The following is a 26122-nucleotide window of genomic DNA, read 5'->3' as shown; positions in this document are numbered from 1 at the left end:
GAACGGCCTACCGCAGGCCCAGCTCCCTGCGGATGACCGCGTACCACTCCTCCGTCATGCGCCGCGCGGTGGCCTCGTCGAAGACGTTCGCGTCGTACTTGAGGAAGACCTTGAACCCCTCGCCGTCCCGGTAGGACTCGGCAGCGAGGACGTACTCCCCGGCGTAGGGCAGGTCGTCGAACAGCCGCAGGTCCAACTCCCCGGGCGCGGCCGGGGCCGCGTTGGTCAGCAGGTCGGCGCCGTCGAAGTTCTGGAACAGGAAGTTGGTCAGGACCAGCGGTTCGTCGTCCGCGCCCACGGCCCGGGCGATCTCCAGCAGCGGGTAGCCGCCGTGCTCGATGCCGCCGACCACCTTGCGCTGAAGGGACTTCAGCAGCTCGGGGAAGCCGCCGACGGCCGTGCAGCGGATCGGCAGGCAGTTCGCGAACTGGCCGACGACGTCCTGGAACCGCTCCTCGTAGCGGGCGACCGCCGTCATGCCGAGGACCAGGTCGTCCTGCCCGGTCAGCCGGTGCAGGAACCGCACGTACGTCGCGAACAGCACGGTGGCGACGCTGACCCGGTGCTCGCGCGCCGCGTCGGCCAGGGCGGCGGCCAGCGGCGGCGGCAGCTTGACCGTCGCCACGTCCACCCGGGGCATCCGCTTGGGGTCGTACGGCCGGTCGTAGGGCAGCGCGAGCGCCGGTCGATGACCTGCCAGCTCCCGCAGCCAGTAGTCCCGGTGCTGCCGCGCGCGCGGGCCGGCGAGCAGCGCCTCCTCCCAGGCGACGAAGTCGCCGTAGCCGGCGCGGCTCAGGCTCCCCTGGCCCTGGTAGGCCTCCTTGAGCGTGCGGATCAGGACCGCCGTGGACGTGCCGTCCAGCAGGATGTGGTGCGCGGTGATCAGCAGCAGGCGCCGCCGCCCGGCGAGGGAGACCAGGTGCGCGCGGACCAGCGGGCCCGTCGCCAGGTCGAACGGGAGGTTCACCAAGTCCCGCAGCCCGGCCAGTTGGGCGGCGCGCTTGGTGGCCGTGAGGTCGACCCGTTCGAAGGACGGCGCCCGGCCCGGGTCGATGTCCATGAACGGCACGCCGTCCCGCTCGCCGAAGACGGCGCTCAGCACCGGATGGATGCCGCTCTGGGCGCGGACCGCCCGCTCCAGGGCGGCTTCGTCCAGCTCGCCGTGGATCTCGAAGAGGAGCGGGAGGTTGTAGGCGGTCGACTCCGGCGAGCGCTGCTGGTCGCGGTACATGGTCAGCTGGCCGCACGAGAGGTTCCACCGCTCGCCCGCCGGGCCGGCCTGGGCATCCGCCGTGGCCGTCGCGGCGGCCCCTGCACCGGCGAAGTGGGCGCACAGGCCGTCGACGGTCTCGACGTCGAAGAGCAGGGTCGCGGAGACGTCGTCACCGAACTCCTCGCGCAGGGCGTTGGTGAGCTGGAGGACCAGGATCGAGTCCAGGCCGTAGTGGGTGAGCGGGGCCGCGGTGTCGATCCGCTCGGCCGGGATGCCGAGCACGGCCGCGGCCTTGTCGAGGATGAGCGCGGACAGGTCGGAGCGCGACGCCGGTGCGGCGGAGGGAGCGGGGGCGGGCGCGTGGCTCGCGGCCGGCGGGGCGGGCGCGGGCTCCGGCCGGGGCGTCGGCACCACGGCAGGCACCGCAGCAGGCACGGCAACAGGCGCCGCGACAGGCGCCGCAGCAGGCACCGGCCGGGTGACGCCCTTCGGCCTGGTCCCGACCGCCTGCCGGGCCACCCCGTCGCTCTCCGCCGCGATGACCTGCTGTCCCAGCGGCAGCGCCTGCGACAGCGGGAACACCACCGTCCCGAAGCCCTCCCCCGCCAGCACGTCCCGCCAGTTCTCCGGCGACAGCGCCGGCGAGCCCGGGATCCGCAGCGACCGGTCGTCGAACAGCCACCAGCCTTCCAGCAGCCCGAAGGTGACGTGGCTGAACAGGTCGAAGGCCGACAGTTCGTTCAGCAGCAGCCACCCGCCGGCCCGCATCGCGGCCTTGGCGTTGCGCAGGGTGTTGCGGGTGTCCTTGGTCGCGTGCAGCACGTTGGCCGCGATCACCAGGTCGAACCCGCCCTCGCCGACGTCCTGCCCGGCCAGCGGCCGTTCGATGTTGAGCAGTCGGCAGTCCAGGTAGGGCACGCCCGGCCCGTAGGTGGCGCGGGCGTGGTTGAGGAAGGCCTTGGAGAGGTCCGTGTAGACGTACGTCTCGATGCTCTCCTGGTACGGCTTGAGCGCGGCGAACATCCCGGCGCTGGTGCCGCCGGTGCCGGCGCCGATCTCCAGGATCCGCAGCCGCGCCCCCGGTTCACGGCGCAGCCGCTCCGACACGACGGCGACGGCGGCGCCGGCCATGGCGCGGTTGAACACGTCCGCGACGTGGTTGTTGCGGTAGCAGCCCTCCACCAGCTCCACCGAACCGCGCGGGAACATGATGTCGGTGGGCCTGGTCCGGCCGGTCACGATGTCCGGCAGCGCCCGGAGCATGGCGGAGGCCAGCCGCAGTTCGGCCTTGCGGTCGGCGTCGGCCGACCAGGACTCGCACTGCCGGTCCCACTGCGCGAGGACGGCCTCCGCGAGTACGCCCGCCGTGGACACGGCCTCCGTCGGCCCGGCCGACACGGTGGCCCGCCGGGCGTGCTCCAGCCAGTCGGCGTACACCGGCAGGATCGCGGTGTGGTCGACGGTCGCCAGCTGGGCCGCCAGGACCTTCGCCAGCCACGGGTCCCGCTCGGTCCGGCGCCACCGCACGACCTCGTCCATCAGCCCGTCCACGCTCTCCGGCGCGAGCAACAGCTCGCCGCGCACCCGGGAGGGCGTCCGGCCGTGCACGGTGACCTGGGTGGCGCGGTCGAAGTTCGCCAGGGTGTTGTGCTGGTTGGTCTTCACGAAGGCCAGCTGCCGCTGTTCCCCGCCGAGCAGGGCGTCCAGGGCGGCGAGCCCCTCGCGCGGCTCGATCGACACCAGGCCGACCCGGCTCAGCCGCTCCCGGTAGAACTCGGAGGTGACGCTCCCGAGGTTGCCCCACCACCCCCAGTTCATGACCCTGACGGGGGTGTCCCAGTGCTGTCCGAGCGCGTGCGCGTAGGCGTCGCTGAAGGTGCAGCCGGCCGCGTAGTTGCCCTGGCCGGCCGCCGTCGTGAAGGACTGCATCGACGACAGCAGCACGGCGAAGTCCAGTTGCTCGCCGTCGAAGACCTCGGCCATCGCCGTCGTGACGTCGACCTTGGCCGCCAGCCCCGCGCGCAGGGTGGCCTCGTCCATCCGGGCGAAGGTGCTGTCCCGCAGGACGAGCGCAGCCTGCACGACCCCGTCGATCCGCGGGTGGCGCTCCCTGACCTCGCCGACGGCCCGGCGCAGCGCGGCCGGGTCCCCGGCGTCGGCGCTGAGGTAGCGGACGGTGCCGCGTCCCTGGACGGACCGGAGCCGTTCCTCGATGGCCGCGTCGGGTGCGCTGCGGCCGATCCAGGTGACGTGCGCGCCGTACTGCCGCACCACGTGCTGGGTCCAGGCGGTGCCCAGGCCGCCGGCGCCGCCGATCACCACGTAGACGCCGCCCTCGCGGTAGACCGGTCGCGCGGGCGTCTCGCACGGCGCCCAGTGCCGGGCCAGCCACTGGCCGGCCCGTCGGACCCAGGCGTCCTCGGACGAGCGGGCGGGCAGGGCGGTGAGGTCGGCGGGCCAGTCGGGGCCGTCGAGGTCGACGCGCCGGACGGTCCACTGCTCGTACTCGCGCCCCAGGGAGCCGAACAGGCCGTGCAGCCCGGCGTGCGCCGGCTGGACGGGGTCGTCGGCGTGGGTGGCGAGCGCGCGGGTGGTGACCAGCGTGATCCCCAGCGGCCGGGCGTCGTACCCGGCTTCGATCAGCGCCTTGATCAGGCGGAACGCGGCGACGACGCCGTCGTTCTGGGCGGCCGTGTACCCGGCGGCGTCGACGGGGTCGAGCTTGGGCTCGGGCGCCGTCCAGACCAGGTGGTCGACCGGTCCGAGGTCGCGCAGTGCGGCGGTCACCTCCTCGACGGAGGCGGACGGCGGCAGCGGCCAGGTCAGGGCGCCGTCGAGCGGTGTCGGTCCGCCGACGACCAGGACCCGGTCGGTGCGAGCGGGTACGGGCGCGTCGGTGGCGGTGGTCGGGTCCCAGACGGGCGCGTACAGCGCGGGCTCGCTCCGGACGGTGCGGCGCGAGGTGTAGCCGGTCAGCCGCACGCAGACCGCGCCGTCGGCGTCGACCAGGTCGATGTCGAGCTTGTCGAGCGGCCCGGCCGCGCCGCCTCGCACCACGGCCCACATCGCCGACTGGCACGGGGCGTACAGGTCGAGCCGGTCCAGGGCGAACGGCACGGCGGTGTCCCGCATGCCGGTGAGGTGGGGCGCGACGGCCGCCTGGATCGCCGAGTCCAGCATCGCGGGCGCCAGCGGTCCGGGCTCCGCCGAGCCGGGCAGGGCCAGTTCGGCGAGGACGAGACCGGAGCCGACGTGCGCCTGCCGGATCGCCCGCAGGCTCGGGCCGTGGTCGATGCCCATCGCCACCAGGGCCTCGTGGATCCGCTCGCCGGACACGGTCTCCCGGCAGTCCGCGCGCAGCGCGGCGAGGTCGACCGGTGCCGGGCGCGGGGCGTCGGACGACGCGATGGCGCCCTCGCAGCACACGGTGGAGCCGGTGCCGATCTCGAACCGGTGCCCGCCCTGCTCGCTCGCGCGGACCTCGACCCGGACGTCGACCGGGGTGTCCGAGACCTCCAGCGGCTGCACCCACGTGACGTTGCGCATCCGCACCCGGGTGGCGCCCAGCGCCTTGCGGGCGAGTTCGAGGTAGGCGACCGCGGGAAGGAGGTGACGGCCCTGCACCACGTGGTCGCGCAGCAGGCCGTCCGTGCGGGTCAGCGTGACGCCGGTGCCGTCACCGCTGGTGCCGCCGTTGCCGGTGCCGCCGTTGCTGCTGCCGGCGGTCGGAGCCCAGTGGCGGTCGCGGGCGAACGGGTAGGTCGGCAGCGGGATCCGTCGGCCCTCGGCGGGCGCCAGGTCGTCGTCGGGCAGCCGGGCCGGGACCGTGCCGTCCAGCACCTGGACCAGCTCGTCGCGGTCGCGGACCACGCAGGCGAAGCGGTGGGCGAAGCGTTCCCGGCCGACGGCCAGGGTGTAGGCGAGGTCACCGAGGTCGATCGACGCGTGGGCGCGGACGTGGAGCGCCAATCGGCGCCGCTGTTCGAGGAGTTGTTCCTCCGTCCGCGCCGAGAGGACCACCACGTGGTCCGTCCGCGGCGCGACGGCGGTGCGCGCGACGGCGTCGGCGACGGCCGGGGCCTCCTCGATCACCAGGTGCGCATTGGTGCCGCTGGCGCCGAAGGAGCTCACCACCCCGCACCGCGGCACCCCGGCGGGGCTCTCCCAGTCGTGGGTGCGGGTGCTCAGGTAGAACGGGCTTCCCACCAGCGGGATCGCCTCGTTGGCGGTCTCGAAGTGCAGCGAGGCGGGGATCTTCCGGTGCTTGATCGCCAGCAGCACCTTCAGCACGCCCGCGATGCCCGCCGCGAACTGGGTGTGGCCGATGTTGGTCTTCAGCGAGCCGACCGCGCAGTACTCCGTCCGGTCGGTGCGGGCGCGGAACGCCCGGTTCAGCGCCTGGAACTCGATCGGGTCGCCGAGCTTGGTGCCGGTGCCGTGCGCCTCGACGAGTCCGATCCGCTCCACGTCGACGCCGAACCGCTCGTACACCTCGCCGAGCAGGCTCTCCTGGGACACCGAACTCGGCGCGGTGATCCCGTTGGTGGCGCCGTCCTGGTTGACGCCGCTGGCCTTGATCACGCCGTGGATGTGGTCGCCGTCGGCCAGCGCGTCCGCGAGCCGCTTGAGCACCACGACCCCGACGCCCTCGCCGGGCACGAAGCCGTCGGCGCGGTGGTCGAAGGTGTGGCAGCGGCCGGTCGGCGACAGCATCCCGGCGCGGCCCGCGAGCCGGTACAGCCGCGGCGTGGACTGGAGGAACACCCCGCCCGCCAGCGCCATCGAGGTCTCGCCGGACCACAGGTCCTTGCACGCCAGGTCGATCGCCACCAGCGAGCTGGAGCACGACGTGTCGACGGCGATCGCCTGGCCCTTGAGGTCGAGGAAGTACGACACCCGGCTCGGGATGACCGAGGTCATGTTGCCCCACAGGGTCTGCGCCGGCGCCTCCGGATCCAGCAGCCCCTGGTAGTCGCCGGCCCACGCCCCGACGTAGACGCCGCAGCGCGCACGACCCATCCGGCCCGCGTAGCCGGCGTCCTCCAGGGCCTTCCAGGACTCTTCGAGCAGCAGCCGCTGCTGCGGGTCCATCACCGCGGCCTCGGTGCCGGAGATGTTGAAGAACATCGCGTCGAACTCGTCGATGCGGTCGAGGAAGCCGCCCCGGGTGCAGGCGCTCAGGCCGTCGAGGTCGAACCGGGTCGCCTCGGTGACCAGGTCGTCGCCGTCGGCCAGGTGCGTCCAGAGTTCGTCCAGCGAGTCGGCGCCGGCGAACCGGCCGCTCATGCCGATCACCGCGATCGGTCCGCGCTCCGCGCTCCCGGTGCCGCTGTCCGGCTGCCCGGCCGCCGCGGGCCCTACGGGCCGCACGACCGGTGGCGGGGTGCTCTCCCGTTCGTCGGCCGGCTCCGTCGCTCCCTCCGTGTGGACGATGACGCCCCGGTACTCGGCGAGCAGGTGCTCGGCCAGCCGGTCGGCCGTGCTGAAGTCGAAGACCACGCTCGTCGGCAGGTCCAGCGTCAGCGCGCCGTTGAGCTGGTCCACCACGCGGATCGCCAGGATCGAGTCCAGGCCGTAGTCGGCGAACGCCAGCCCGCCCTCGACCTCCTCGACCTCCATGGCCAGCGCGCGGGCGATCTTCTCCCGCACCACGGCGGGCACGATCTCGTCCAATCCCCTGTGCGCGACGACGGGTTGGACGATCGGCGCCGCGATCGGTGCCGCGATCGGTGCGGGCGTCGGCACGGGCTCGGGTGCGACCGCGAGCGCGGGTGCCGGCGTCTGCCGGGTCAGGTCACCGATCCAGAACCGCTCCTTGGCGAACGGGTACGTCGGCAGCGACACCACCCGGCGTGGCGCGCCCTGGCGCAGGCGCTCCCAGTCCACCTCGGCGCCGGCCGCCCACAGCGCTGCCAGCTTGGACAGCTTGCCGGCCGCGATCCACTGCCGGACCAGCAGTTCCTGGAGGTCGCCGTCACCGGTGATCTCGGCGAGCAGTCCGCCGGATTCCCCGGCGGTGCCCCGGTGCCCCCGGCCGCCCCGCAGGGCGGCCCTCAGCTCCGCCGTCGACGAGACGGCGACCGCGTACCGCTCGGCCATCGCCTCCCGCCCGACCTGGAGCGTGAAGGCCAGGTCGGCGAGGGCGGTGTCCGGGTTGCGGTCGAGGAATCCGGCCAGCCGGTCGACGGACGCCGTGAGCTGGTCGGGAGTCCTCGCGGAGAGGACGACGACGTGTTCGGCCTGTTCGGCCTGTTGGGGTTGTCGGGCTTGTTCGGCGCCGTTGCTCGCGCCGTCGGTGGGCTGCACGGAATACTCCTCGACGATCACGTGTGCGTTCGAGCCGCCGGCACCGAAGGAGGACACCGCCGCGATCCGCGGGCCGTCGGAGTGCCACGGGCTCAGTTCGCGCTGGACCCGGAACGGGGTCCGTTCGAAGCTGATGTTCGGGTTGAGCTGTTCGGCGTGCAGGCTCGGGACGAGTTGCCGGTGCTTGAGCTGGAGCAGGACCTTCGTCAGGCCGGCCACCCCGGCCGCGGCCTCCAGGTGGCCGATGCCGGACTTCACCGAGCCGATCGCGCAGAACTGCCGCTCCGCGGTGTCCCGTTCGAAGGCCTTGGTCAGGCCCGTGATCTCGATCGGGTCGCCCAGTTCGGTGCCGGTGCCGTGCGCCTCGACGTAGCCGACCTGCCGGGCGGAGACCCCGGCCTGGTCCAGCGCCCGCCGGACGACATCGGCCTGGGCGACCGGGCTCGGCACGGTGTAGCCGGTGGAACGGCCGCCGTGGTTGACGCTGGAGCCCCGGATCACCGCGAGCACGCGGTCCCCGTCGGCCACCGCGCGGGACAGCGGCTTGAGCAGCACGCACCCGACGCCCTCACCGGGCACGAACCCGTGGCCGCCGGTGCCGAAGCTGCGGCAGTGCTGGTCGGGCGAGAGCATCCCGGAGCGGCACAGCTCGACGTAGTCCAGCGGGTGCGCGTAGAGGTTCACGCCACCGGCGATCGCCACCTCGCAGGCGCCGCGCCGGAGTTGTTCGCACGCCTCGTGGATCGCGGTCAGCGAAGCCGAGCACATGGTGTCGATCGTCAGGCTCGGCCCGCGCAGGTCGAGCAGGTAGGAGGCGCGGGCGCTCAGCGAGGCGAACGACAGGCCGGGCACCACGAGTTCGCCCGAGGGCAGCCGGCCCACCTCGTGCCGGGCGTGGCCGACCTTGGTGACGCCCGCGAACACCCCGACCCCGTGGCCGTGGCGCTCGGCGAGGCGCGCCCTCGTGTACCCGGCGTCCTCCAGCACCTCCCACGCCGCCTGCACGAACAGCCGCTCCTGCGGGTCCATGGCGTAGGCGTCGCGCGGGGCGATGCCGAAGAACCGGGGATCGAACGCGGCGAAGTCGTCCAGGAAGCCGCCCCACTTGCTGTAGCTGCGGCCGGTGGCCACCGCCGTGTTGCGGTCGGGCTCGAAGAAGCCGTCCAGCGGCCAGCGGTCCACCTCGCGGACGCAGTCGCGGCCCGCCGTGAGGTTCTCCCAGAACTCGTCCAGGTCGGCGGCGCCCGGGTAGCGGCCGCACAGCCCGATCACCGCGATCGGCTCGTCGGCGCCGGGCGCCGGCCGGTCGGGGACGGCGGTCGGCCGAGCGCTGGTGGCCCGCTGTTCGGCAGTCGCCGCCGGCTGGTCGCCCGCCACCGGCTGGTCGGCCGTGGCCGCCTGCCGGCGCGCCGGTTCCCGCCGGAGGCCGGCGAGTTGACCGGCCACGGCCCGCAGGGTCAGGTGCTCGTAGAAGATCGTCGAGGAGACCTCGGGGTAGGTCCGCACCAGCTCCCGGTTGAGCTGGATGACCATCACCGAGTCCAGGCCGATGTCGACCAGCGGGCGGTCGGGGTCGACCGCGCCCGGGGCGAGCCCGCTGACCTCGGCGAACAGGGCGAGGAGGTGGCCGAGGACGTTCGGGTCGGCGCCACGGACGGGAGCCTCCGGAACGGGAGCCGTCGGCGCGGGAGCTGTCGGCGCGGCGGCCGGGGCCGGTGTCCCGGTCGGCACCCGCGTCGGGTCGCCGTGGTGCACCCACACCTGGTCCGCCCCCGCGTTCCAGGCGTCGACCAGCGCCGTGAGCCCGGCTTCCGTGGGCATCGGCGCCAGCCCCCGGTCCTCCCACAGGTAGGCCCGGGTCCGCTCGCCGACCTGCATGCCGCCGTCCTCCCAGAGCGGCCAGGCGATGGACAGGGTGCGCCCGCGGCGCAGCCCCTCGGCGACCCGCGCGTTGCGCGCGGCGGCGAACTCGTCGAGGAAGGCGTTGGCGGTCGCGTAGTCGGACTGCCCCGGGTTGCCGGTGACAGCGGCGCCCGAGGAGAAGGTCAGCACGAACTCCAGCGGGCAGTGCCCGGTGGCCCGGTCGAGGTGTACGAGGGCGTCCACCTTGGTCGCGAGGACCTCGTCCCACTGCTCGGCGGTCTTGTCCGCGAGCAGCGAGTCCCGCACCACGCCGGCGGCGTGCACGATGCCGGTGACGGCGCCCGCCTCGGCGACCAGGTGCCGCACCTCCTCCCAGCGGGAGACGTCGGCGCGCACGTACCTCGCGTCCGCGCCGGCCTGCCGCAGCTCGGCGAGCAGGCGGCCGATCCGGCCGTCCTGCGGCGAGCGGCCGGCCAGTACGACGGTCGGCCGCCGGACGTCGGCGGCGATGCGCCGGGCCGTCGAGGCGCCGATCCCGCCGGCCCCGCCGGTGATCAGGTAGACGCCGCCGTCCCGCCAGGGCTTGCCGGAGGCCGTTCCCGCACCCGGGCCCGGGAGTTCGGCCGGGGCCCAGCTGCGCGTGTGCCGGACACCGTCGCGGTAGAGCACCAGGTCGTCGGCGGCACGGGCGTTCTCCGCGACGGCGGCGGCCAGGTCGGTGCCGTGGACGCCGTCGATGCCGATGACCTGGCCGACGATCCGCGGGTTCTCCTTGGTGACGGTCCGCAGCAGGCCCGCGAGAGCGAGGTCCGCCGTGACGACCTGGACGAGCGTGGTGCCGTCCCGGGCGTCGAGGCCGCGGACGGTTTCCAGCAGTTGCCACGACAGGTCGCGGAACCGGCTCTCCGGCCGCTGCTTGACCGTGTCGAGGCGGATCGCCTCGGGTACCTCCCCGTCGACCCCGCACAGCACGACGACGCGCCGGTCGTACCGGCCGGTCGCGGCGGCGGGCGTCGGCGTCCAGCGGGCGGTCAGCAGGGTCGTGCCGCTCTCCTGCCGGGTGCCGGGGGCCCAGAAGCGGTCCCGGGCGAACGGGTATCCGGGCAGGTGCGCGCGCCGGGGCGTGCCGTCGCCGAGCAGCGAACGCCAGTCGACGGCGCCCCCGCCGACCCACCGCCCGATCGGCTCCGGCTCGGCTCCGCGCTCGCCGGTGGCGACGAACGCCCGCAGCCCGTCGACGAGTTCGGAACGGGACGAGACGACCCAGCCGACCCGTTCCGCCATCTCCTCGCGGCCGACCTGGAGGCTCCACGCGATGGATTGCAGCGACACCTGCTCCGACTCCGGGGACTCCAGGTAGGCGAGCAGGCCCCGGGCCCGGTCGGTCAGCTGCCGGGCGGTGCGGGCCGACAGCGGCACCGCGACCGGCCCGCCGTCGCCCTCCCCGTCCCGGTCGCCGCGTACGTACTCCTCGACGACCACATGGGCGTTGACGCCGCCGAACCCGAAGCTGCTCACCCCGGCACGCCGCGGCGCGGGGCCGCCGGCACCGCTGCGGGGGCGCGGCCAGGCCTCGTTGTCCCGCACGATGTGGAACGGGCCGCCGGCCAGTTCGATGTACGGGTTGACCTCCTGGAGGTGCTGAGTCGCGGGCAGCACGCCGTGCTTGAGCGCGAGCAGCACCTTCAGCAGCCCGGCGATGCCCGCGGCCGACTCCAGGTGGCCGATGTTGGTCTTGACCGAGCCGAGGCCGCACGCCCCGTCGTCGCTGCGGCCCAGCCGGCGGAACGCGGTGCGCAGCGCCCGGACCTCCACCGGATCGCCGAGGGCCGTGCCGGTGCCGTGGGTCTCGATGTAGCCGATGGTGTCCGGGTCGAGGTCGCCGACGGCGGCCGTCACCAGCTCGGCCTGGGCGTCGGCGTTCGGCGCGGTCAGCGAGTTGGCCCGGCCGCCGTGGTTGTACGCGCTGCCCCGGATCACCCCGAGGATCGCGTCACCGTCGCGCTCCGCCGCCGCCAGCGACTTGAGCACCACCACCCCGACGCCCTCGCCCCGGACGTAGCCGTTCGCGCCCGCGTCGAAGGTCTTGCAGAGGCCGTCCGGGCTGAGCATGCCCGCGCGGTGCGCGCTGACGAAGGTGTCCGTGCTGAGCAGCACGTTGACCCCGCCCGCGACGGCCAGGTCGCAGGTGCCGGAGCGGATCGCCTCGATCGCGCGGTGCACCGCCACCAGCGAGCTGGAGCAGGCCGTGTCGATCGGCTCGCTCGGGCCGCGCACGTCGAGCAGGTAGGAGATGCGGTTGGCCAGGATCGAGTGCGTGGTGCCGGTCGAGGTGAAGGCGTCCGGTCGCACGCCGAGCGTGGCGAGCAGCGTCGCGTAGTCGTTGCCGGTGACGCCGATGAACACGCCCGTGTTGGTCGGCAGGTCGGCGGGTCGGTACGCGCTGTCCTCCAGCGCCTGCCAGACCGTCTCCAGGACGAGGCGGTGCTGCGGGTCCATCAGTTCGGCCTCGCGCGGCAGGATGCGGAAGAAGCTGGCGTCGAAGGCGTCGATGTCGTCCAGGGCTCCGATCCGTTGGGGGAAGTCCTGGGCCTCGATGGCTTTGCGCTGCTCCTCGTCGTAGCGGTGCAGCGGGAACGCGGTGACGGAGTCCTTGCCCGCCAGCAGGTTCGCCCAGTACTCGTCCAGGTCGCGGGCGCCCGGGAAGCGCCCGGCCGCGCCGATGACGGCGACCGGCCGGCGCGGGTCGGGCCCGGTGCGAACCGGCTCCGACTCCGGCTGGGGCTGGGACTGGGGTTGGGGCTGGGGCTGGGGTTGGGGCTGGGGCTGGGGTTCGACCTTGATCTTGACCCCGGCCTCGGCCTTCACCTCGGCCTTCACCTCGGCCTTCGCCGTGGCACCGTGCTCGTCGACCAGGTGGGCGCCCAGCGCCTCCAGGGTGCTGACGTCGAAGAACACCGCCGGGCTGACCACGACCCCGAACCGCTCGTGGATCTCCTTCGCGAAGGTCACCAGCGAGATGGAGTCGAAGCCGAACGCGTCCAGTCCGGTACCCGGGTCGAGCTCCTCCGGCTCGAACTTGAGGATCTCGGCGGCGATGGAGCGCAGGACGTCCACGACACCCGACACCGCCGACACCACTGGTACATCCTGCTCAGCCGGTACGACCGGCTCCCGCTCTCGCACCGGGCGGGCCTGCGGCGCCGGACGGTCGCCCGGCGCCACCCCTCCGGTACCGCGCCGCACCCCGGCCAGTTCCCCGACGACCTCGCCCGTGCCCCCGACCAGCAGGATCCGGTCGTCGCCGAGGACCACGTGCGTGATCGGCGAACCGGCCCGCACCCGGATCTCCCCGACCTGGTTGAGCGCGACCAGGGTCCAGTCCGGCGCCCCGGCGCGCTTGGCCTCCCACTGCACGCCCTGGGCGATCGCCGCGAGCACGAACGGCTCGACGGTGACGTTGCGCCGGACGTGGTCCTGCTGGAACGCGGGACTGCCGATGGTCAGCACCGTCCGGCCGTCCGGCGCGCGGAACACGCCCTCGACCGCGCACGAGGCCGGCTTGTAGTCCAGCCCGCCCTCGGCCAGTTCGGCCAGGAACTGCTCCCGGGTGAGGACCTCCCGCAGTCCGGCCGGCTCGACCCGGCCGGACGGCGCCGTGGCCGCCCCCCGCACGGTGAACTCGACCGCCGCCGTCCCGTCCCCGGTCCGGACGGTGCCGTGGCCGTCGGCGAACTCCGTGACGAGCCGCGTGGTCGTGGACCAGTCGATCGGCCGCAGCACGCGCAGGTCGTGGACCGACGCCTCGGCGGCGAACCCGCTGACCTTCGCGGCGGCCAGCGCGAGGTCCACCACGAAGGTGGGCACGATGGTCGGCGCCTTGGCCAGCCGGTAGCCGTAGTCGAGCAGGTCGGTGAGGTGGACGTCCAGGGCGTAGCGCAGGCCCCGGACGTCGGATTCGTTGCGCCCCAGGAAGGGGTGCAGCCGCTCGCGCAGCGCCAGCGGGGCCAGCACGGACGGTGCGCCGTCGGTCTGCTCGATCCAGCAGCGCACCTTCTCGAACGGGTAGGCGGGCAGCGACACCCGGCGTGCCGTCGGCAGTTGGTCCCAGTCGACGCTCTTGCCGCCGGCCCAGGTGGCGGCGAGTTCGTGCGCGGGCAGCTCCCGCCGCCCGGCCAGGTAGCCGTCGACGGCCGCCAGCGCGGACCGCCGGTCCCCCGCCACGAACGCCCAGCGGTGCGGCAGTTCGTTCTTTCCGACCCGCAGGGTGTACGCGATGTCGGGGAGGTCGGCCTCCCGCGCCCCGGCGAGGTGGTCGCGGAAGACGGCCAGGTAGCGCCCGAGCGCGGCCTCGTTCATCGCCGAGAACACGAACAGCTGCTCACCGAAGGGCTCTTGGCGCACCGGCCGTTCGGGGTACTCCTCAAGGATGATGTGCGAGTTCATGCCGCCGGCGCCGATCGAGGTGATGCCGGCCCGCCGGGGGTGGGTGACCTGGCGGCCGTCCACCTCGGTGACCATCGGCTGCCAGTCGGCGAGCTTCTGCTGCACCTGGAACGGGGTGTCGGCGAAGTCGATGTCCGGGTTGAGCTCCGTGCTGTGCAGGGACGGCGCCAGCTTGCCGTGCCTCAGTTGGAGCAGCACCTTCGCCAGGCCGATCATGCCGGCCGCCGCGAGCAGGTGCCCCATGTTGGCCTTGACGGACCCGAGGGCGCAGAACTGGCGGTCCTCGGTGTACTTGCGGAACGCCGACGTCAGGGCGCGGACCTCGATCGGGTCGCCCAGCGCGGTGCCCGAGCCGTGCCCCTCGACGTAGCCGATCGTCCTCGGGTCGACGCCGGCGTCCTCGATCGCCTTCTGGATCGCGTGCGCCTGCATGCCCGGGTTCGGCACGGTGAAGCCGTTGCGCGTCCCGGCGTTGGACAGGGCGGTGCCCTTGATCACGGCGTACACGTGGTCGCCGTCGCGCTCGGCGTCGACCAGCGGCTTGAGCACGACCGCGCCGACGCCCTCGCCGAGGATGGTGCCGTCCACGCCGTGGCCGAAGCTGCGGATCACGTCGGAGGTGCCGGTGGTGAAGTGCTCCTCCGAGGAGGTGATCAGGTTGTACGGGTGCAGCATCAGGTTGACGCCGCCCGCGACGACCATCCGGCACTCACCGGCCCGCAGCATCTGCACGGCCTGGTGCACGCACGTCGACGAGGCGGAGCACATGGTGTCCAGGAAGATCGACGGCCCGGTCAGGCCGTAGAAGTAGGACAGCATGTTGGGCAGCGTCCCGGTGTAGCTGCCGCTCTGCGGCGCGCCCCTGGTCAGGCTGTTCTGGAAGCCGTACAGGTTGTAGTGGTTGCTCATGGTCCCGACGAGCACGCCGACGTCGCCCTGGTAGCGGCGGTGGATGGTCTGCCGCGAGTAGCCGGCGTCCTCCAGCGCCTCCACGCCCGACTGGAGGAACAGCCGCACCTCCGGGGACATCTGCTCGGCCTCGCGCTTGGAGATGCGGAAGTAGCGGGGGTCGAACTTGTCGAGGTCGCGGAGGAAGGTCCCGGTCCGGATCACGCTCTTGCCGCGGACGGACCGGTCGCTGTCGTGGATGGCCTCGTGGCCCCAGCGGTCGGCGGGGACCTCCTCGAAGGTGTGCCGGCCGTTCTCCAGCAGCTCCCACAGCTCGTCCATCGTGTCGGCGCCGGGGTAGCGCCCGGACACTCCGATGATCGCGATGTCGTGCCGGTCGTCGCGCGCGGGTTCGCGGACCACGGTGACGGCGGACGCGGCCGGGGCCTCGAACCGCGTGGCCGGGGCCTCGGGCTGGACCGCGGGGGCCTCGGTCTGAACGACCGGGGCTGCCAAGGCTTCCGGGGTCTCCGCGGTTTCCGGGCTTTCCGGGGTTTCGGCCGGACCGGTCGCCCCCAGCACCGCCTCCAGCTGCGCCCGCCGGGTCTCCACGAAGTGCGTGGCCACCTCGGCGATGTTCAGGTACTCGAAGAAGATCGTCTTGGACAGCGGCCCGAACACCTTCTCCAGCTGGGCGGTCACCCCGAGGATGCTCAGCGAGTCGATGCCGTACTCGATGAGGTTGGTGGTCGACTCGATGTGCTCCGGGTCGTGCCGCAGGACCTCGGCGACGACCCCCCTGAGCAGTTCCTCGGTGCGCTGCAGCAGGTCGCCCTCGCCCGCGCCGCCTGACGGAGCAGCGGTGGCGGACGAGGCGGTGGCCGGGGCCGCGGGGGCCGGGGCCGCCCGGCGTTGCGCGGCCAGGGTGGCCTTGGCGCCGTAGGCGACGACGAGGTGCGCGGGGGCGTCGGCGAGCAGGGCCCGGCCGAAGGCGCGCAGCCCGTCCTCGGTGGGCAGGTCCTCCCAGCCGCGCTCGCGGCGCAGGGAGTCACGGGTGACCTCGTCCAGCGTCATGCCGCCGTCGGCCCACAGCGGCCAGCTGATCGCGACGGTCCGGCCGCTGCGCTCGCCCGCGTCGACCAGCGTCCGGCGGTGCCGGGCGAAGGCGTCGAGGAAGGCGTTGGCCGCCGAGTAGTCGGACTGCCCCGGGCTGCCGTAGACGCCGGCGACCGAGGAGAAGAGCGCGAAGAACTCCAGGTCGAGGTGGCGGGTCGCGGCGTCGAGGTTGAGCGTGCCGCGGACCTTCGGCGCCGTCACCAGGCGGACGTCGGCCAGGTCCTTGCGCAGCAGGTACTGGTCGCGCAGCAGGCCGGCCGCGTGCACGACGCCGTCGAGCGACCCGTGCTCGCGCACGATCGTGTCGACCGCGGCGCGCACGCCTGCGGCGTCGGCGACGTCGACCGGCAGGTAGTGCGCGTCGACCCCTTCGGCGCGCAGGGCGTCCACCGAGCCCGCCGGGGAGCGTCCGCTCAGGACGACCGTCGCCCCCGCGCGGCCCAGGTAGCGGGCGAGGTGGCGGCCGATGCCGCCCAGGCCGCCGGTGACCCAGTAGACGCCGCCGGCCCGCAGCGCGGGCACCTGCGGTCCGGCGTCCAGTCGCGTCTCGACGGGCTCCAGCACCTGCCGGGTGCCGTCGGCGGTGTAGCGGACCTCGGTGTCGGCGGAGTCGTCGGCGCACTCCTCCCGCACGATCCGCGCGAGCTGCTCGGCGGAGGCCGCGTCCAGGCCGGCGACCCGGACGACCCGGCCCGAGACGAGCGGGTTCTCCAGGGCGACGGTGCGGAACAGGCCCGCCAGCGGTGCGTGGAAGTGGGCCGGTACCCGGGCGTCGATCAGGGCCACGAAGCGGTGCCCGGTCCGGGGAGAGGACGCGAGCACCTGCTGGACCTCGGCGAACACCTGCTCGGTCGCGGCGTCGACGCCGTCGGCCGGGCTCGCCCGGGTGATCTCCGGCAGGGTCAGGAGGTGCGCGGTGCGGGTGGCGCCGCCGTCCGCGTCCAGCGGCCGGTCGGTCCACCGGGTGGTCGCCGTGACGACGCGCGGGCCCGCGTCGGTGGTGCGCTGGGCGAGCCCCCGCAGGCTGGCGCTGATCACGCCGTCGCCGTCGCACAGGTCGATGTCGAAGGTGGTGAGCGTCCCGGAGCCGGCGCTGCGTCGCACCCAGGCCCAGGTCTCGGCGGGGCAGGGCCGGTACACCTGGAGCTCGTCGAGGGTGAAGGGCAGCGTCGGGCCGGCGGCGGCGCCCGTCAGGACCACGGAGGTCTGGAAGGCGGCGTCCAGGACGCTCGGCGGCAGCACGCAGCCGTCGGCGCCGGTGGTCCGGATGCGGGCGATCGCCTCGTCGCGGCCCAGCCGGAGCCCGCGCAGCGCGCGCATGGCCGGGCCGTACTCCAGGCCCTGGGCGCGGAAGGCGGCGTAGACCTCGTCGGTGCCGCGGGTGGTGCGGCAGGCGGCGCGCAGGGCGTCCAGGTCCAGCGGTGACGGGTCCGGCAGGGTGACCAGTTCGGCGGTGCCGGTGCTGTGGACCGTCTCACCCTGCCGGAACTCGAACGCGATCGCGTCCTCGCGCGGCGTCAGCGCGAGGTCGACGTCGACCGGTTCGCCGACGACGATCGGCCGCAGCCACGCGAGGTCGCGCAGCCGGACGGCCCCCTCCCGGGCCGCCGCGCGCTCCACGGCGGCGCGCGCCATCTCCAGGTACGCGACCGCGGGCAGCACCCGCCGGCCGCGGACCAGGTGCGAGGCCAGGAAGGGCTCGGCCCCGGTGAACGTGGAGGTGTAACGCTGCTGCGCCAGGTCGGAGGTGTTGCGGTGGACGAGCGGGTGCAGCAGCGCGGCGCCCGGCGCCTCGACGGGCGGCGTGACGTACCAGTGCCGGTCCCGGGCGAACGGGTAGGTCGGCAGCCGGACGCGACGCGCCCCGGGATGCCCGGGCCAGTCGGCGCCGCCCCCGTTCGCCCAGTCCTGCGCCGCCGCGACCAGTTCGGCCCCGGCCCCGGCGGGGTTGCGCACCTCGCCGTCCGCGACGGACTCCAGCGCGGCCGCGAGCTGCTCCCGGTCCGAGACCAGGAACACGGCCCTGACCCGCATCGCTTCGCGGCCGACCTGGAGCGTGTGGGCGATGTCGGCCAGCGCCTGGCGCGGCCGCAGCGCGGTCTCCGGTGCCAGCAGGTGGTCCCGCAGGCCACCCGCGAGCACCCGCAGCCGCTCCAGGTTCTTCGCCGACAGCGGGACGACGTACGGCCCCGCGGGCTCGGTGGTGCGGTCGGCCGGCCCGCCGACGTGCTCCTCCAGCAGCACGTGGGCGTTGGTCCCGCCGAACCCGAACGAGCTGACGCCGGCCCGGCGCGGCACTCCGTCGCCGCCCGGCCACGGCCGGGTGTCGCCGACGATGTAGAACGGGCTGCCGTCCAGGTCGATCAGCTGGTTCCTGGTCCGGAAGTTGACCGTCGCCGGGAGGGTCCCGGCGGCCATCGCGCCGATCACCTTGACCACGCCGGCCACGCCCGCGGCCGATTCCAGGTGGCCGATGTTGGTCTTGATGGAGCCGATGCCGGTGCTGTCCGGCCGCGGTGACGTCCCGTGGGCGTCGTGCAGGCTCTGGAAGGCGCGTTTGAGGCCGACGATCTCGATCGGGTCGCCGACCGGCGTGCCGGGCCCGTGGGCCTCGATGTAACTCACCGTCTCGGGCGTCACACCGGCGCGGGTGTAGACGTCCTCGATCAGCGCGGCCTGGGCGGCCGGGTTGGTGACGGTCAGCGAGTTGGTCTTGCCGCCGTGGTTGGTGCCGACGCCCTTGATCACCGCGTGCACGGGGTCGCCGTCCGCCAGCGCCCTGGCCAGCGGCTTGAGCAGCAGGACGGCGCCGCCCTCGCCCCGGACGAAGCCGTCCGCGTCCTGGTCGAAGGCGTGCGAGCGGCCGGTGGGCGAGAGCATGCTCGCCTTGCTGAACGCCACGAACAGCTTCGGCGACCAGCACAGGTTCACGCCGCCGGCCAGCGCCAGGTCGCAGTCGCCGTTGTGCAGGGCGGCGACGGCCTCGTAGAGCGAGACCAGGGAGCTGGAGCAGGCGGTGTCGTTGGCGATGCTGGGGCCGTGGAAGTCGAAGTAGTAGGACAGCCGGTTGGCGACGATCGAGTAGGCCGTGCCGGTCGGGAAGTAGGCGTCGGTCGGCACGTCGTCGCGTTCGATCAGCTCGGCGTAGTCGCCGTGGCACAGGCCCATGAAGACGCCCGTGCGGCTGCCCGCGAGTTCGCCCGCCCGGTAGCCCGCGTCCTCGATGGCCTTCCAGGCCAGCTCCAGCGCGAACCGCTGCTGCGGGTCCATCGTCTCCGCCTCGCGCGGGGAGATGTTGAAGAAGGCGGCGTCGAAGCGGTCGGCGTCCTCGACGAACCCGGCCCAGACGCTGTACGTCTTCTCCTCGCCGCCGCGCGGATCGCCGAAGTAGCGTTCCTTGGACCAGCGTTCGGCGGGCACCTCGGTGATCAGCGAGCGTCCGGCCGCGAGGTGGTCGAACAGCTCGACGAGGGTGTCGGAGCCGGGGAACCGCAGGGCCAGCCCGATGATCGCGATGTCGTCGGTACTCATCGGCTCTCCCCCACTCGCTGCACGGCACGGCGGTTGTCCACGGTCACCCGCAGGTTCAGCGCGGCGCTCGACGCGCCGGCCGGCGCCGTACCGCCGCCCCGCACGAACTGCTGGTGGAGCACGGCGGTCGTCAGCAGGTAGAGGAAGGTCTGGTCCTCCTTGGTGCTGACCTCCTCCACCGGCGAGGTCATGACCTTGTCGACCAGGCGCCGGGCGAACTTCGCGTCCAGGCAGCCGATCCCGGCCAACTCGTGGTCGGACAGCAGCAGTTCCAGGTAGTCCGGGCGGCTTTCCTTGAAGGCGGCGCTGCCCGGCGCGCGGTAGGGCTGCTTGGGGCGGCTGGTGGTCCACTCCGGGAGCTCGGCACGGAACGCCTTCTTCAGGATGGCCTTCTCGACCTGGCCGTCGTCGTAGCGCAGGTTCACCGACGCGGCCGCGCGCACCACCGCGGGGTCGAGGAACGGGCAGCGGTTCTCCACGCTGTGCGCCAGCGCGGCCCGCTCCCCCTGCGTGGACAGCAGGAATCCGGGCAGCAGCGTCTTGTACTCCAGCCACTGCGCCTTGTGCATCGCGGTCATGTCCGCGTAGCCGGGAGTCCCGGCGACGAGGTCGAGCAGGTCGGCGAACGGGTCGATCCGGTCGGCGAGCAGCCGGGCCGCGAACCTCCCGTTCTGGTACCGCATCTCGTGGGAGAACAGGCCCGGCAGCCGTTCCACCGAGAACTGCTGGTACAGGCCGAGCAGGTGGGCCTGGTGGGCGGAGCCGAAGTGCTCCAGCTCCGGGTGCAGGCCGGCCAGCCGGGTGCGGCGCTCGCCGTCGGTCAGCTCGTTCCACCGCGCGCGCAGCAGGGTCTCGCGGAACAGCGAGTAGCCGAGGAAGGCCTCGTCGGCGCCCTCGCCGCTGAGGATGGTCTTGATCCCGGCGTCGCGGACGTGCCGGGACAGCAGGAACATCGGCACGAACGAGGTGCGGAAGGTCGGAACCTCCGCGTGGTACACGGCGGCCGGGAAGTGGTCGGTGATGTCCTCGCTGGTGATCGGGACGGCGGTGTGCAGGGTGCCCAGGTGCTCGGCGACCAGGCGCTGGCTGTCGGACTCGTCGAAGGACTTGTCCTGGAACGCCACCGAGAAGGTGCGGACCTCGTACGGGGAGAGCTGGGTGGCCAGCCTCGTCACGATCGAGGAGTCCAGGCCGCCGCTCAGGTAGACGCCGACCTCGACGTCGGAGCGCAGCCGCAGCTCCACGCTGGTGCGCAGGGTCTGCCGGAGCATGTCGATCGCCTCGGCCTCGGTGCCGTCGAAGCCGGGCACGTCGAAGTCGAGGTCCTCGTAGGGGCGCAGCGAGCGGCGGCCCGCGCTGATGGTCAACACGGAGCCCATCGGCAGCTGGCGCACGCCCCGGAACGGCGTGCGGTCGGGCAGCGGCGTCCACGCGGCGTAGGTGGTGGCCAGCTCCCTCGGGTCGAACTCGAAGCGGAAGCCGGGGAAGGCGCGGAACGCCTTCATCTCGGACGCGAACAGGAAGTCCCCGCCCGCGTCGGCGTAGAACAGCGGGCGCTTGCCGTAGCGGTCGCGGGCCAGCACCAGGTCACCGGTCGCCGCGTCCCTGATGGCGACGGCGAACGCGCCGTTGAACCGGGTGAAGCAGTCCGACCCCCACTGGATCCAGGCCTGGAGCACGACCTCGGTGTCGGAGTGGTCGGTGCGGAACGGGCGGCCGAGGCGCTCCAGTTCCGCGCGGAGTTCGATGTGGTTGTAGATCTCGCCGTTGAAGCAGATCCAGTAGCGCCCGGAGGGGTCGGACATGGGTTGCGAGCCACCGGCGAGGTCGACGATGGCCAGCCGCACCGCCCCCATGGCCATGCCGTCGTCGAGGTAGTAGCCCGCCTCGTCCGGCCCGCGGTGGTGGATGTTCGACAGCATCGAGGTGATGACCTCGGCGGTGGCACCGGGGTGCAGCGAGGTCGAGAGGAAACCAGCCAGCCCGCACATGATCCGTCCTTCTACTTCGCGGAGATCTTCTTGGTGACGAACTCGTCGATCGCGGTGAGCGAGACGAAGACGTTCACGAGGATGTCCTCCGGGGAGATCTCGACGGAGAACTCGGACTCCAGGAACTTCATCATCCTGACGTAGCCGAACGAGTCGATGACCCCCGCCTTGAACAGGTCGGTGTCCGGGGTGATCACGTCGTCGAACTCGAAGAGGAAACGGTCTTCCAGGTACAGCCGGATCGTGTCCGTCGTGGTTGCCATGTGTCAGACTCCAGCCCTGATTTTGAACACCATGTGAGTGAGGGCCAGGCCCCCGATTTCGGTGAATTCCAGCTCGGCGTCGCCGTCGAGCAGCCCGCGGACGCTGTCGGTCCAGCGCACCGGGGCGACCAGCTGCTCCGTGAGCATGCGCGTCACCTGTCCCGACTCGTACGGCCGGCCCGTGACGTTGGAGATGACGGGGGTGTCGGGATCGGCGAACTCGAACTCCGTCAGGAACTCGGCGAACCGCACCCTGGCCGACTCCATGTACCGGGAGTGGAAGGGCGCGCTCACCTTGAGCCGTACGAAGCGGATCTCCCGGCGCTCCAGGCAGGCGTGCGCCGCGTCCAGGACCGGCGGGGTGCCCGCGATGACCACCTGCGAGCCGGTGTTGAGGCCGGCGATGTCGACGCCGTCGACGCCGTCCTCCGCGAGGATCTCCAGCAGTTGCCCGGGCGGTGTGTTCATGACGGCGGTCATGCCGCCCTCGGAGGCCGCCGCCATCAGCTCGCCGCGCTTGGCGACCAGCCGCAGCCCCGTCTCGAAGGCGAAGGACCCGGCCGCGAGCAGCGCGTTGTACTCGCCCAGGCTGTGCCCGAGGTAGACGTCCGCCTCCCGGTCCCCGTGGTGGACCCGCTCGAAGGTCCGCAGCGCGTTGACGACGAACAGCGCCGGCTGGGTGTACTCCGTGCGGCCCAGCAGGCCGTCCGGGTCCTCCGTGCACAAGGAGACCAGGTCGTACCCCAGCACGTCCGAGGCGTACTGGACCAGCCCCGGGTACCGTTCGAAGACCTCTGCCCCCATTCCCTTTTCCTGACTTCCCTGACCAGCGAAGATGACTGCCAGCACGACGCTCCCTCAACCCATGACTACCTGCTGACCTGCACTGACCTGCGCCCGACCCGCCCCGACCTGCCCCCGGCTCGCCCCGACCGCGACCGCGGATCTGAGCACGTCCAGGAACGCCCTGCCGCGGCTGCTCATGGCCAGCTCGGGCATCACGGCCGCGCCCAGGGTCGCGGGCGGCAGGTCTCCGACCAGCTCGACCTCGCGGACCCTGCCCCCGTCCAACGTCGTTGCGGTTCGGGCGGGTTGATACATCAAGGCGAACCCGGCACCGGCGGCCACCAGGCCGCGCAGCGTCTCGATGCTCGCCGCCTTCACCACCCGCGGCATGCGGACGCCCGCGCGGGAGAACATCCGCTCGGCGTGACGGAGCACGCTCGGGACGTTCAGGGCGACCAGCGGTCGACCGGCCAACTCGTCCAGAGCGAGCGGGCCGGCCAGGCCCGACGGGTCGTCATCCGCCAGCAGGGCGTGCACCGGCAGATCGACCAACGGGTGGAACCTGGCGTCGCCCGCCAGGAAGTCGTACGTCACCGCCAGTTCGCACCGGCCGTCCCGGAGGAACTCCAGCAACCGGTCGGCGGACGCCTCGTGGAGGTTCAGCTCCAGCGCCCGGTGCCGCTCCCCGGCCAAACGGTGGACCAGCGGCAGCAGGAACGGGGCGATCGGGAAGAAGAACCCGACGTCGAGCTGGCCTGCCGTGTCGCCCGCCAGGGCGTCGCCCTGCGCCTTGAGGCTCCTGGCCTGCCCCAGCAACGCGCGCGCCTCCCGCAGCAGGTGGCGACCGCTCGGCGTCAGGGAGACCCCACGGGCATGGTGACGGAGCAACAGCTGAACACCGAGCTGACGTTCCAGCCGCATGATCGCCGACGAGACCGTCGACTGCGAGGCGCACAGCTTCTCCGCCGCCTCCGAGATGTTGCCGATCTCGGCGGAGACGACGAAGTAGCGCAATTGAGTGAGACTGAATCCCAAGCGATCGGTCATAGCGCGCGGAAACCTTTTCCCGGAATCTGGCCATGCGGATTTTTCGGGGTCGGCGGGCGACCGCCGGAGAAATTCTGAATTCGGTGACGAACCACGGGCGATCAGCCCGCGGCGGATCCGTGAAAGGCGCACCGGGGCGCGGTGACCGGCCTCGGTACGCAGGGCGACGGCGGCCCGTGGCGACCGCGGCGGGTCGCCCGTGCGGAGCCGGTCACGCCGACGCGTTCCGCTTCGGGCCGTTCGAAGTGTTCGAGCAGTACGGCGAGTTCATGCCCGCCGCGGCGTCAACTCGACTTTCTCGGCGCGCTGCCGGGCGATGCGGTCCCGGCAAGCTGCCGGTCCGATCTGCTTGACGCCGACGCGCGCAAATGGCTGGACACCGAGCTATTCCGGTCCAGTACTATCTGCCGGAGGTAGCCCAATCCCGGATTCGTTCCAGGGAACGGGATGACGGGGACATGTGCGATGACCATGGTGACACTTTCCTCAGCTCCGGTCATAGACGAGAAGCTATCGGGCGGGATGTCGCGGTCCAGGCTCATATGACATGAGCAGATCAACTACACAGAGAGCAAGAAACCGGACAAGTCTCCGATGAGCGTGCCCAGGTCGCCCAGCTCGAAGCGGGCCACGTGTCATACGGTAACTGAAAGGTTACCGGTTAACAAGTTGGAGCATGTGCACGAATGGATGAAACGCAGGCGGTATGGCAGCTGTGGGTACAGAGCCGTCCTGACCTCGACCTTTCGTCGATGGAGATCATCGGCGGCCTCCGACACGCCCACGCGATGCTGGAGTTCCTCCTCGAACCAGTGTTCGAAGCGGCGGCCGTCAGCTCATCGGAGTTCGACGTGCTCTACCACCTCCGCCACTCGACCGAGCCGACGATCGCGCGCCGCCTCGCCGCCTCGATGGGGCGGTCGCCGGCCGCGCTGAGCAAGGCACTGGCCAAGCTGGAACGGCGCGCCCTCGTCGTCCGGACGGTGAATCCCGCGGACCGGCGCGCGGCGCTGGTCTTCATCACCGACGCGGGCGCGGCCGCCGTCGACGACGTCATGCCCAAGCGCCTGGCCATCGAGCAACAGGTCCTCGGAGCACTCAGCGACGGACAGAGCACGCAGGTCCGGATCGCCCTGCGGCGTCTCGCCGAAGCCATCGAAGCCCAGGCCCTGCGCAGCCCGCCCGCCGACCCGGAGACCACCACCACCCCGGCCTGGACTCCGCCGCGTTCGCCGTCACGCGAGTCCCCGTCCCGCCCCCCTCGGGCGCCCCGGCGACAGCTCGCCAACGCCAAGCCTCCCCGGAGCGGTTACCCGACGGAGCTGTGAGCACCGCCGCCACCGGTGACTCGACTCGGCCGACAGCACGTGGACTTCGGGCCCGGCGGTGATCGCGACCCTCGACACCGAAGCGGTGCCCGGCGCCCCACCGCGGACGCCGGAGGATGAGCGACCGGGCGACGGGCGCACCGGCGGCCGCCGACTCGCGCGGAACAGCCCGCCAGCAGAGCTGGCGGGCACCTGGTCGAGCACGGCGCCACCCGGCACCTGGCCGGGCACGGGGCGGACGAGCTGTTCACCGGGGGCGCCGCCTATCTGCACACGCTCTTCCGCCGCCACCCGGTGACCGCCTGGCGGCAGTTGCGCGCCCACCGAGGACGGCAGCGGGGCGACGACGGCCGGCCGCACCACCTCCGGACCGCAACCGGACCAGGGCCCGCCGTCGGCGCCTTCGCTGGAGATCCGCGATCTGCGGTTCGGCTACAGCCCCGACGCGCCGGTCCTCCGGGGGTTGTCGCTCACCGTTCCCGCACACGCGCTGGTGGCCCTGGTCGGCCCGTCCGGGGCCGGAAAGTCGACCGCCTTCGCCCTGATCAACCGCTTCTACGAGCCGTGGAGCGGCAGCATCCGCATCGACGGGCGGCCCGCCACGGACCTCGGCCTCGCGGAATGGCGCTCACACCTCGGCTGGGTCGAACAGGACTGCCCGATCCTGCACGGCACCCTGCGGGACAACCTCTGCTACGCCGCCCCGGACATCACCGACGACCGGCTCTGGGAGGTCCTCGACCTCGTCAACCTCACCGGGAAGGTGCACGGCCTGACGGCGGGCCTCGACACCGAGGTCGGGGAACGCGGGATGCGCCTGTCCAGCGGCGGACACCGTCGTCATGCTCTCCGACGGCACGGCCGCCGCCACCGGCACGTACGCCGAGCTCCTCCGCACCGACCCGGGATTCCAGCAGCTCTGCGGACACCGGCGGACCGCGGACCGCGGCTCCGCCACCCCGCCGGTCAGCCGGCCCGGGGCAGCAAGCGCTCGCCGCCGAGGACCCAGCGGCCGCGGCGCATGACGGCGACCAGGTCGTAGCCCTCGGAGTCGAGCACGACCAGGTCGGCCTGCTTGCCGGCCTCCAGCGAGCCGATCGAGTCGGCGAGGCCCAGCAGGCGGGCCGGGGTGGCGGACAGCGACTCGACGGTCTGGTTCAGCGTCAGGCCGTCGACGGTGAGCGAGCGCTTGAACGCGACGTCCAGCGTCAGGGTGGAGCCCGCGATGGAGCTGCCGTCCGGGAGCATCGCGACGCCGTCCTTGACCTCGACCTGGAGCGGGCCGAGCGGGTAGAGGCCGTCGCCCATGCCGGCCGCGCCCATCGCGTCGGTGATCAGGGCGAC

General features: G+C 72.9%; 8 protein-coding genes. 2 read left to right on the top strand and 6 right to left on the bottom strand.

Translation table 11 applies throughout. The features are described 5' to 3' along the window. Positions 1 to 7: 7 nt before the first annotated feature. The 5 genes from ACIOGZ_RS31930 to ACIOGZ_RS31910 are packed head-to-tail and all read right to left on the bottom strand — an operon-like array spanning position 8 to position 23438. On the bottom strand, positions 8 to 19363 hold the full coding sequence (locus ACIOGZ_RS31930) for an SDR family NAD(P)-dependent oxidoreductase (protein ID WP_400988609.1): 19356 nt from the start codon (positions 19361 to 19363) through the stop codon (positions 8 to 10). After that, entirely contained in the window at positions 19360 to 21354 is a 1995-nt protein-coding gene (asnB, locus tag ACIOGZ_RS31925) for an asparagine synthase (glutamine-hydrolyzing) (protein WP_363588720.1), read from the bottom strand. The genes ACIOGZ_RS31930 and asnB overlap by 4 nt, the downstream gene beginning before the upstream one ends. A gap of 11 nt (positions 21355 to 21365) precedes the next feature. Next, positions 21366 to 21617: a phosphopantetheine-binding protein gene (locus ACIOGZ_RS31920; RefSeq protein ID WP_350884062.1), complete on the bottom strand. Its 252-nt coding sequence runs from the start codon at positions 21615 to 21617 to the stop codon at positions 21366 to 21368. 3 nt (positions 21618 to 21620) lie between these two features. Further along, the gene (locus tag ACIOGZ_RS31915; protein WP_363588722.1) at positions 21621 to 22466 is read right to left on the bottom strand and encodes an acyltransferase domain-containing protein; all 846 of its coding nucleotides are present in this window, start codon (positions 22464 to 22466) and stop codon (positions 21621 to 21623) included. Positions 22467 to 22475: 9 nt separating this feature from the next. Beyond that, positions 22476 to 23438 (bottom strand): LysR substrate-binding domain-containing protein, encoded by a 963-nt coding sequence (locus ACIOGZ_RS31910; RefSeq protein ID WP_363633446.1) that lies wholly within the window; start codon positions 23436 to 23438, stop codon positions 22476 to 22478. 698 nt (positions 23439 to 24136) lie between these two features. Between ACIOGZ_RS31910 and ACIOGZ_RS31905 the strand changes: the two genes are divergently transcribed. Both ACIOGZ_RS31905 and ACIOGZ_RS31900 read left to right on the top strand, forming a co-directional pair. Then, positions 24137 to 24778: a MarR family winged helix-turn-helix transcriptional regulator gene (locus ACIOGZ_RS31905; RefSeq protein WP_363588726.1), complete on the top strand. Its 642-nt coding sequence runs from the start codon at positions 24137 to 24139 to the stop codon at positions 24776 to 24778. Positions 24779 to 25241: 463 nt separating this feature from the next. Next, positions 25242 to 25820 (top strand): ATP-binding cassette domain-containing protein, encoded by a 579-nt coding sequence (locus ACIOGZ_RS31900; RefSeq protein ID WP_400988606.1) that lies wholly within the window; start codon positions 25242 to 25244, stop codon positions 25818 to 25820. Here the strand turns inward: ACIOGZ_RS31900 and ACIOGZ_RS31895 are convergent. After that, the coding region (locus ACIOGZ_RS31895) for an amidohydrolase family protein (RefSeq protein ID WP_400988604.1) at positions 25745 to 26122 on the bottom strand (378 nt) is incomplete at its 5' end. The genes ACIOGZ_RS31900 and ACIOGZ_RS31895 overlap by 76 nt on opposite strands.

Source organism: Kitasatospora sp. NPDC088160, from assembly GCF_044741445.1.
Classification (GTDB): Bacteria; Actinomycetota; Actinomycetes; order Streptomycetales; family Streptomycetaceae; genus Kitasatospora.
Note: the sequence above shows the minus strand (reverse complement) of the source record. Positions and strands in the feature narration are given on the sequence as shown.

Excerpts from the sequence above, each read along its gene's own strand:
- ACIOGZ_RS31930 (WP_400988609.1), bottom strand. The coding sequence starts at position 19,363 with ATGAGTACCGACGACATCGCGATCATCGGGCTGGCCCTGCGGTTCCCC.
- asnB (WP_363588720.1), bottom strand. The coding sequence starts at position 21,354 with ATGTGCGGGCTGGCTGGTTTCCTCTCGACCTCGCTGCACCCCGGTGCC.
- ACIOGZ_RS31920 (WP_350884062.1), bottom strand. The coding sequence starts at position 21,617 with ATGGCAACCACGACGGACACGATCCGGCTGTACCTGGAAGACCGTTTC.
- ACIOGZ_RS31905 (WP_363588726.1), top strand. The coding sequence starts at position 24,137 with ATGGATGAAACGCAGGCGGTATGGCAGCTGTGGGTACAGAGCCGTCCT.